We start from the raw sequence: 7,586 nt of genomic DNA on the forward strand, positions 1-7,586 counted from the left end.
CATGGTTGCGTCTTAATTTAGACCTCATGAGCCGGAGCCGTTTTTATTTTAACTCCAGCCAGCCGCAAAGTAAGTGTTGGTCATGTTCGTTCATATTGGCCTTGGGTTGCACCTCATATACCTGAAAATACTGGCTGTTTGTACTTCTAAGGGTTACGTTTTTAGTAACTCCCATTCGCTGAACTTCCAGATTCAGTAGGTTACAGGCCTCAATAGTCTCTGTAGGTTTTTTTCCGTTTATACTTACGACTAAATCGTTCAGGCAAAGGCCAAGTTCTGCGGGAGAGTTTTCGGCAATCATATCGACCCGGTTTTCAAGTAGCCTAAAGCCAAATAGCCGCTCTTCAACCTTTTCAGCATCTTTCTTTTTAAAATCTAGCCCAACCCACTCCAGAAGAGGCGCCAGGTAATGCTCATAGGGGTGTGTGCCCAGAATGATTTGCTCAAAGTATGTTTCCAGAGAGCCTTCGTATACACTTTCTGCGGCCAATTGGTAATCCGCAAGCGTATATCCACTCATATCCTTACCATGACGCTGCCACAGCAAACGCATTACATCATCTAAAGAGCGAGCGTTATTAAATCTTTTGCGTATGCTAAGGTCAAGAATAAGTGCCGCTAGTGCCCCTTCATTGTAAATAGAAACTTTTCGGCCCGGAACACCTCGCTCGTAGCCATCGAGCCACAGATCGAAAGATGACTGAGCTACTGAATAGGACTTACGACCCTCATTTTCATAGTGTCTTTTGAGCAGTTTGTTTAGTTCGGTCATGTATTCTTCTACCGAAAATACTCCCGAACGCACTAGAAATAAATCTCCATAGTATGTAGTAATGCCCTCCGTTACAAATCCCGTTTCATGATAATTCTCACCACTAAAATTGTAGGGCACCATCTCTTTTGGCCTAAGCCTTATTACATTCCAGGTATGAAATAGCTCATGAGAACTTACTCCCAAAAGTTCTTTGTAAAGCTCTCGTTTACCCAAATCTTGCGATGGACCTAAACAGATTACGGTTGAGTTCCAGTGCTCCACACCATGGTAAGCCTTGTATGGTAGACTCTGAATTAGAAAGTGATAGTGCCGGCACGGAAATCCGCCCATTACCTCCATCTGCTTTTCGGTAAATGGCTTAAAGTCCGCAATCAGTTCTTCATCAGTTTGAGGGACATCACCCTGAATGTGAATAAAAAATTCGTGTCCTCCTACTGTATATCCAACCGTTCTTAAACTTGCACTCGCAAAAATTGGGCTGTCGACCAATTGATAGTAAGATTTAGCCGTGAGTTTATGATGGCCATTCGGTTTTAGCCCCGATGCTATTGTGTAGTCCTGAGGTAAGTCCAATTCAATCTCTATCTCCTCATTCATTGATGAGGCTTCGTACATGCAACAGTTAATAGGATTAACATAAAGTTGCTCATCGTCTAGCCAGGTATTCCCTCCATCTAATAGACCGGCAAAGTATTCATACTCAACAGTAAGAGATGTTCTTTCTTGTATGTCTATTGTCCATGTGTCTTTTGCTGTTTTCTTAAAAGAGAGCTGCTTGCCTCTGTTATCAGCTACTTTGAATCCTCTAATACGTTTTGGAAAGTTTTGAATTTCGTATCTCCCGGGTCTCCAAACCGGAAGTTTGAGGTTTACTTGATCACCGTAAATTTTATCAATCTCAAGCTTGAGTTTAAGAATGTGGGTGAGTGGGTTTTTATATGAAATCTGAAATTTTAGCATATCAACGGTTAAGCAAAGTTGAAGCTAAATTAATTCATTATGGACAGCTTTAAGATGTTTAGTTAAAAGCATATCTTCTCCAGCAAAATTGAGTTTTCTTTCTTCAGATAAGCACATTGGCCAATGATGAACTCAGGCTTCTTTGGAGCTTTTCCCAAAAGAAACTGATCTTCTTTTAAGAAAATAACCCGATTGAAATCAGGGACTTGATGTACTTCACATTCCTTTTTTAATCATAGTCAGGTTTTTGAGGAGAAATAAGCAAGGCCTACAATCTTTCTGTTTAAAGAATTCTTGGTACCTGTGGCATACGCGGTTGAACTTGTATTTCCTTCACGAGTAATAGAACCATACCCAGCATCATCGATGGTAACAGAGCCAGGCTCAGACGTGCACTCCACCTCAATGGTGTCGCGAAATGTATCAGTACAGCCCGCATTAGTTCTGAATGGGATAAATGAAAAGCTCGCCATAGCCAGAAGTGCCATTAGTTTTTTCAAAACGGTCGATTTATTGGTTAAGCATATTTTGAATTAGGGTTACTTACTTAAGTCGCAAGAAGTATATTTCTGAACCTTGCCTCCATTTGTGTCTTCACCAATGGCTGTTAAAAGACGCTGTGCGGACACAGCTTGTGGCTGGTATACTGAATCTAACAAATGCGATCTAAATGAGTATCCCTATTTTGAATAAAATTAATATTCATTGAAGAATGTAAATATTAATTAAACCTATGTAAAGTAAAATTATATTAACATTTTAAGTCAAAAAATTATGAAGTGTAATGAGCTGTGATGAGACGACTTAATAATTGCTCTCTATAACTCAGTGATCTTTAAATTTTAGATGTTGTTGGCAAATAAAAAAAGAGTACCTATCTTTGCAGTCCTTTTGCAATTAGACGCAGTAGATAATGAAAAGAACATTCCAGCCTTCGCAGAGAAAAAGAAGAAACAAGCACGGATTCAGGTCTAAAATGGCCACTCCAAGTGGAAGGAGAGTATTGGCAAGCAGAAGAGCCAAAGGTCGTCATAAACTGACCGTGTCTGACGAAAGAAGACACAAAGGCTAATTCTTATCTGAGGTTTATTAAATTGAACCTCGTGACGGACTTGGCCAAAAATTCGTTGAAGTTTACTTTTCCCAAAAGGGAAAGACTGCATAGTAAAAAATTAATCGAGGAGCTTTTTAACAAAGGCTCCTATTTTTATTTATACCCTATCCGGTTGGCTTACATGGAGTCGCCCCCAGAGCAATCTGCTTCACAGGCTATGTTTTCCGTACCCAAGAAGCGATTCAAGTCTGCCGTTACTCGCAACCGGATAAAGCGACAAATGCGAGAAGCCTACCGACTCAATAAACACAGAGTAGGGGCTAAAGCATATAATATAGCCCTCATATATACGGCCGACAAGCAGCTGCCTTCTTCTATCATTCATAAGAGAGTGGGTAAGTTGCTGGATAAACTCAATACACTTGCCTGAAAATAATCCTCACTGTTGTGTATGAATTTCCACAGTGGCTGGGATGTAACGGTTCCAAAACCGTCACTGGTGCCATTATTCCATGCTTCCAACTTTGGAACACTTTTTTCATGATAAAAAGTGAATTATGGAACTTAAAAACGACAAGCAAATGAATAATACAGCAAAAGTTATTTTAGGAGTAGCCGCTGGTGCTGCTGCAGGAGCAATCACAGGAATACTTTTAGCACCAGACAGTGGTAAGAATACCCGAAAGAAAATCGCCCAAGGAACCACCGATTTAGTGGACGATTTGAAACAAGAGGTTTCAGATAAAGTAGACTCCGCCAAAGAAACTTACAATGAGTCTCTGGAGAAAGCAGCAAATTCTAGCAAGAATGGAATAGATAGAGCCAAAGAAAAATTGAGTATGGCTTAAGCACGATTATGTGCGGCAAACTAATTCCGGCTAGAAAGGCTCACTTTGAAAGTTGTCCTAAAGAAATACGACTTTCAAAGTGAGCTTTTTTGTGCATTATAAACCGTAAGCACGAAATAACTTTCGCATAAAAACATCAAATACTATCTTCCGTTCTTCTATTTCAGGAACTTCAATGCATAATTCATGAAAAAGCTCATCGTCTTTTCTCTGCTCGCCATCGGCCTGCTGAGTGCGGCTGCCATTCGCCAAAACGACAAATACTTCGAAATACTTAAGAACCTCGACATTTTTGCCACCATGTATAAGGAGGTAAACGCCAACTATGTAGACGACCTCAACCCTAATACACTCATGCGCACCGGTATTGATGCCATGCTTGGTTCTTTAGATCCCTATACGGTCTATTATTCCGAAGATCAAATAGAAGATGTGCGTACAGAAAATACAGGGCAGTTTGGGGGTATTGGAGCTGTTATCGGAGAGCGTGATGGAGGTAAGGTTGTAGTAGTGTTGCCCAATGAAGGATACCCGGCCCAAAAAGCAGGCCTGAAAAGAGGAGATGAAATAATAGCGATTAATGGCATTGATGTAAAAAATGACTATGACAAAGCAAGCCTCTATCTGCGCGGACAGTCCTCATCCTCCATCAACCTCAAAGTCTTGAGGCCGGGTGAGGGGCCATTAGATTTTAAAGTAGATTTTGAACGCATTGAGCTGCCCAACGTGCCCTACAGTGGTATGGTCGATGCGAAGGTGGGCTACATTAAGCTGACAGGCTTCAGAGAAGATGCATCAAAAGAAGTAAAGAATGCACTCAGAGAACTGAAGAAGGAAGGAGCCGAAAAAATTATACTTGATCTTAGAGACAATGGTGGGGGCTTGCTCAATGAAGCCGTGAACATTTCAAATATTTTCATAGATAAAGGCCAGCTAGTGGTAACCACTAAAGGCAAACTGGAAGAAATGAATGCTACCTACAACGCACTTAATGCCGCCACAGATACAGAAATTCCTCTGGCTGTTCTAATAAATAGCTCAAGTGCTTCGGCTTCAGAAATTGTAGCCGGGGTAATGCAAGACTATGACCGGGGCATACTGGTAGGTAGAAAGTCTTATGGTAAAGGGTTAGTGCAGCGCACCTTGCCGCTCTCTTACAACTCGCAAATGAAAGTGACCATTGCTAAGTATTATACACCGAGTGGAAGGTGTATTCAGGCCATAGACTACAGCTCCAGAAACCCGGATGGTTCTGTAGGGAAGATTGCCGACTCACTTAAAACTGCTTTTAGAACCGAAAATGGGCGGCCAGTTTATGATGGTGGAGGAATCGATCCGGATGTTCAGGTAGAAAGGCCAAGACTTTCACCAGTAGCTATTGGCCTGCTTAAAGAAGACCTTATTTTTAAGTTTGCTAACCAATATTCAGGCGCTGTTCCGCAGATTCAGAACGCTCAATCGTTCGAGCTTCCCGAAAAGCTTTATCTCGACTTTAAGAAATGGGTGAGCGATAAAACCTTTAGTTATTCTTCTCCATTACAAACCAAAATCGATGAACTAAAAGTAGCAGCCGAACGATATGGTGAAACTGACAAGATAGGCCAGGCCCTAAAGCAGTTAGAAGCTGCGTTGAGTCGAGATGTGCAGTCCGATATGGAAAAAAGCAAAGAAGAGATTAAATACCTGATCAAGGAAGAGTTTGCCATGCGTCAGCACCTCGAAAGAGGTCAGATAGAAGCCTCCTTTTCTTTCGATAACGATTTAAAAAGAGCGATTCAACTGCTTAACAATCCTATAGAATACAACAAAATTCTTTCAGGCCGGTGACCCTTCCTTTATATCTGTTGCTTTTTGTTATGGGACTTGCCGGTGGTTTTTTAGCCGGGCTTATAGGAATAGGAGGAGGAGTAATGTATGTGCTCATATTACCCTATATGTTGGGTATAATGGGTTTTCCTGATGAGGCCATAGTACAACTAACCATTGCTAACTCTATATTTGGAACCATGTTTGCCGCATTGGCCGGCAATATTGCCCTTTGGAGAAAAAGAGAGTTTTACTGGAAAGAAGTAGTGGTTATGGGAAGTTTTGCAACCCTTGTAGGCCTCCTTCTACTGCATTATTTTGTGAATACCCCCGCCTATCAAAAGACTGAATTCAATCTGATAGTAATTCTCCTCATGATTGGTATAATTTGGAGAACATTGAGGCAGGCGCGTAAGGAAGAATCCAACAATTCGGAAAAAAAAGTGGGGTTGCTGGGGTCAGGGTTTGTGGGAGCATCAGCAGGGGCAGTTGCGGCCTTGTCAGGTCTGGGAGGAGGTACCATTATCATCCCCATCCTCAACTCGGGCTTTCAAATGACCATGCAAAAGGCCAAGTCCATCTCTTTGGGGGTTATATTTATAACCGCCTTCTGTATTACACTGCTCAATACTTTCAGTTCCACAGGTTATAGCTCGCAATGGCACACTACCGGATATATTGTATGGCCGCTCGCACTCACCATATCCATGGGCGTAGTCATAGCTTCGCCATTAGGGGTATTAGTAGCTAGAAAAATGAGTAGTCGAACAATCAGTTATATCTTTGTGCTCTTTGTAATGGTTGTTATAGCCGATAAACTGATTCAATTACTCTAATGTCTTTCATATTAAGTATAGAAACCGCCACTACCGTTTGTTCCGTGGCAATTACCAGCGGACAAAACATAGTGTGTGAAAAAAAGCTATTCTCAGATAAGTCTCATGCCAATAAGCTAACACTTCTCATTCAGGAACTGCTCAAAAAGGCAGAGCTAAAGATGGTGCAGATGAGTGCAATAGCTGTTTCTATGGGTCCCGGGTCTTACACAGGTCTTCGTATTGGGCTTTCAACAGCCAAAGGCATCTGTTTTGCGCTCAACAAGCCCTTAATTGGAATTAGCACCCTCAAGGCCATGGCCAAAGAGGCCTCCATAAATCATAAGGACACACTTCTTTGTCCAATGATAGACGCCAGAAGAATGGAGGTTTATACAGCTCTGTACAATCAGTCGCTAACGCAGCTTCAGGAACCTCGGCCACTCATTTTAAATCAAGATAGTTTTGCGGAAACCCTCAGCAGTCAAAAAGTGTTGTTCTTTGGCAATGGTGCCGACAAGTTTCAAGACATCATGAATAGCAAGAATGCCAGTTTTCTGAAAGACTTCAGTCCGTCAGCGTGGGCAGTAGGCCTTTTAGCTGGTCATAAGTTAGAGAACACGGAGTTTGAAAACCTTGCTTATACAGAGCCTGGTTACCTAAAAGAGTTTCAGGCTACAACCCCTAAACCACTACTCTAATGGAAGAAAAAGAAATTGTAAATCGGGTAGCAAGCAGTCCACTGGTAACACTAGACCTTGAGCAATACTATCATTCAGGCCAAAGAGTGATTTATGATATCGCTCAACACCTTTTTCAAGGAATGATTCTTAGAGAAAAAGATCTAAGAGACTTTGTAAAAACACACGATTGGTCACAGTATGAAAATAAAAATATTGCGCTCACTTGCAGTGAGGATGCCATAGTGCCAACCTGGGCATATATGCTACTCGCAAGTCGTCTTGAAGGTGTCGCCCATATGGTAGTTTTAGGTAGTTTAGAAACTCTTGAGTTTGCTTTGTACAAAGAAGCACTAAGTAAAATCGATCTTACCCATTACAAAAACAGACCAGTTGTAATAAAAGGGTGCGGAAAATTACCTGTTCCCGAATCTGCTTATGTAGAACTTACAAGAATTTTAAAACCCCATGTAAAGTCAATCATGTATGGTGAGCCTTGCAGTACAGTGCCCCTTTATAAAAAACCCAAGACGCCTATCGGTTGATGATCAGTGGATTAGAAAATTATTTCGAAAAACTCTTCAGAAAGCTTGTTCTAATCAAAAAAGCCTAGCTACATTTGCGTCCCGTTTGCAAGGAACGGGGGGA

Annotated in this window: 8 protein-coding genes; 7 read left to right on the forward strand and 1 reads right to left on the reverse strand. The window is 41.5% G+C overall.

The genetic code is table 11. The annotated features are described in order from the left end of the window. Positions 1-43: 43 nt before the first annotated feature. Positions 44-1,735 (reverse strand): M61 family metallopeptidase, encoded by a 1,692-nt coding sequence (locus tag B3O12_RS01055; protein ID WP_286754986.1) that lies wholly within the window; start codon positions 1,733-1,735, stop codon positions 44-46. Positions 1,736-2,648: 913 nt separating this feature from the next. Between B3O12_RS01055 and rpmH the strand changes: the two genes are divergently transcribed. The 7 genes from rpmH to B3O12_RS01090 all read left to right on the forward strand — a co-directional run bounded on the left by rpmH (position 2,649) and on the right by B3O12_RS01090 (position 7,483). Further along, positions 2,649-2,807: a 50S ribosomal protein L34 gene (gene rpmH, locus B3O12_RS01060; protein WP_189631747.1), complete on the forward strand. Its 159-nt coding sequence runs from the start codon at positions 2,649-2,651 to the stop codon at positions 2,805-2,807. Positions 2,808-2,838: 31 nt separating this feature from the next. After that, on the forward strand, positions 2,839-3,219 hold the full coding sequence (rnpA, locus tag B3O12_RS01065; protein WP_229838779.1) for a ribonuclease P protein component: 381 nt from the start codon (positions 2,839-2,841) through the stop codon (positions 3,217-3,219). A 127-nt stretch (positions 3,220-3,346) separates the two neighbouring features. Then, entirely contained in the window at positions 3,347-3,637 is a 291-nt protein-coding gene (locus B3O12_RS01070) for a YtxH domain-containing protein (RefSeq protein WP_189631748.1), read from the forward strand. 186 nt (positions 3,638-3,823) lie between these two features. Next, complete coding sequence (locus B3O12_RS01075; protein WP_286754987.1) at positions 3,824-5,464, forward strand: S41 family peptidase; 1,641 nt, start codon at positions 3,824-3,826, stop codon at positions 5,462-5,464. Then, positions 5,461-6,279 carry a sulfite exporter TauE/SafE family protein gene (locus B3O12_RS01080; RefSeq protein WP_189631750.1) on the forward strand — a complete coding sequence of 273 codons (819 nt, stop codon included), beginning with the start codon at positions 5,461-5,463 and terminating at the stop codon, positions 6,277-6,279. The genes B3O12_RS01075 and B3O12_RS01080 overlap by 4 nt, the downstream gene beginning before the upstream one ends. Then, on the forward strand, positions 6,279-6,959 hold the full coding sequence (tsaB, locus tag B3O12_RS01085; protein ID WP_286742346.1) for a tRNA (adenosine(37)-N6)-threonylcarbamoyltransferase complex dimerization subunit type 1 TsaB: 681 nt from the start codon (positions 6,279-6,281) through the stop codon (positions 6,957-6,959). The genes B3O12_RS01080 and tsaB overlap by 1 nt, the downstream gene beginning before the upstream one ends. Continuing rightward, a complete protein-coding gene (locus B3O12_RS01090; protein WP_286754988.1) occupies positions 6,959-7,483 on the forward strand; it encodes a DUF2480 family protein in 525 nt (174 codons plus the stop codon). Before tsaB ends, B3O12_RS01090 begins: the two co-directional genes overlap by 1 nt. The last annotated feature ends 103 nt before the right edge of the window (positions 7,484-7,586 follow it).

The organism is Roseivirga sp. UBA838 (genome assembly GCF_002296035.1).
In the GTDB taxonomy this organism is placed as follows: Bacteria; Bacteroidota; Bacteroidia; order Cytophagales; family Cyclobacteriaceae; genus Roseivirga; species Roseivirga thermotolerans.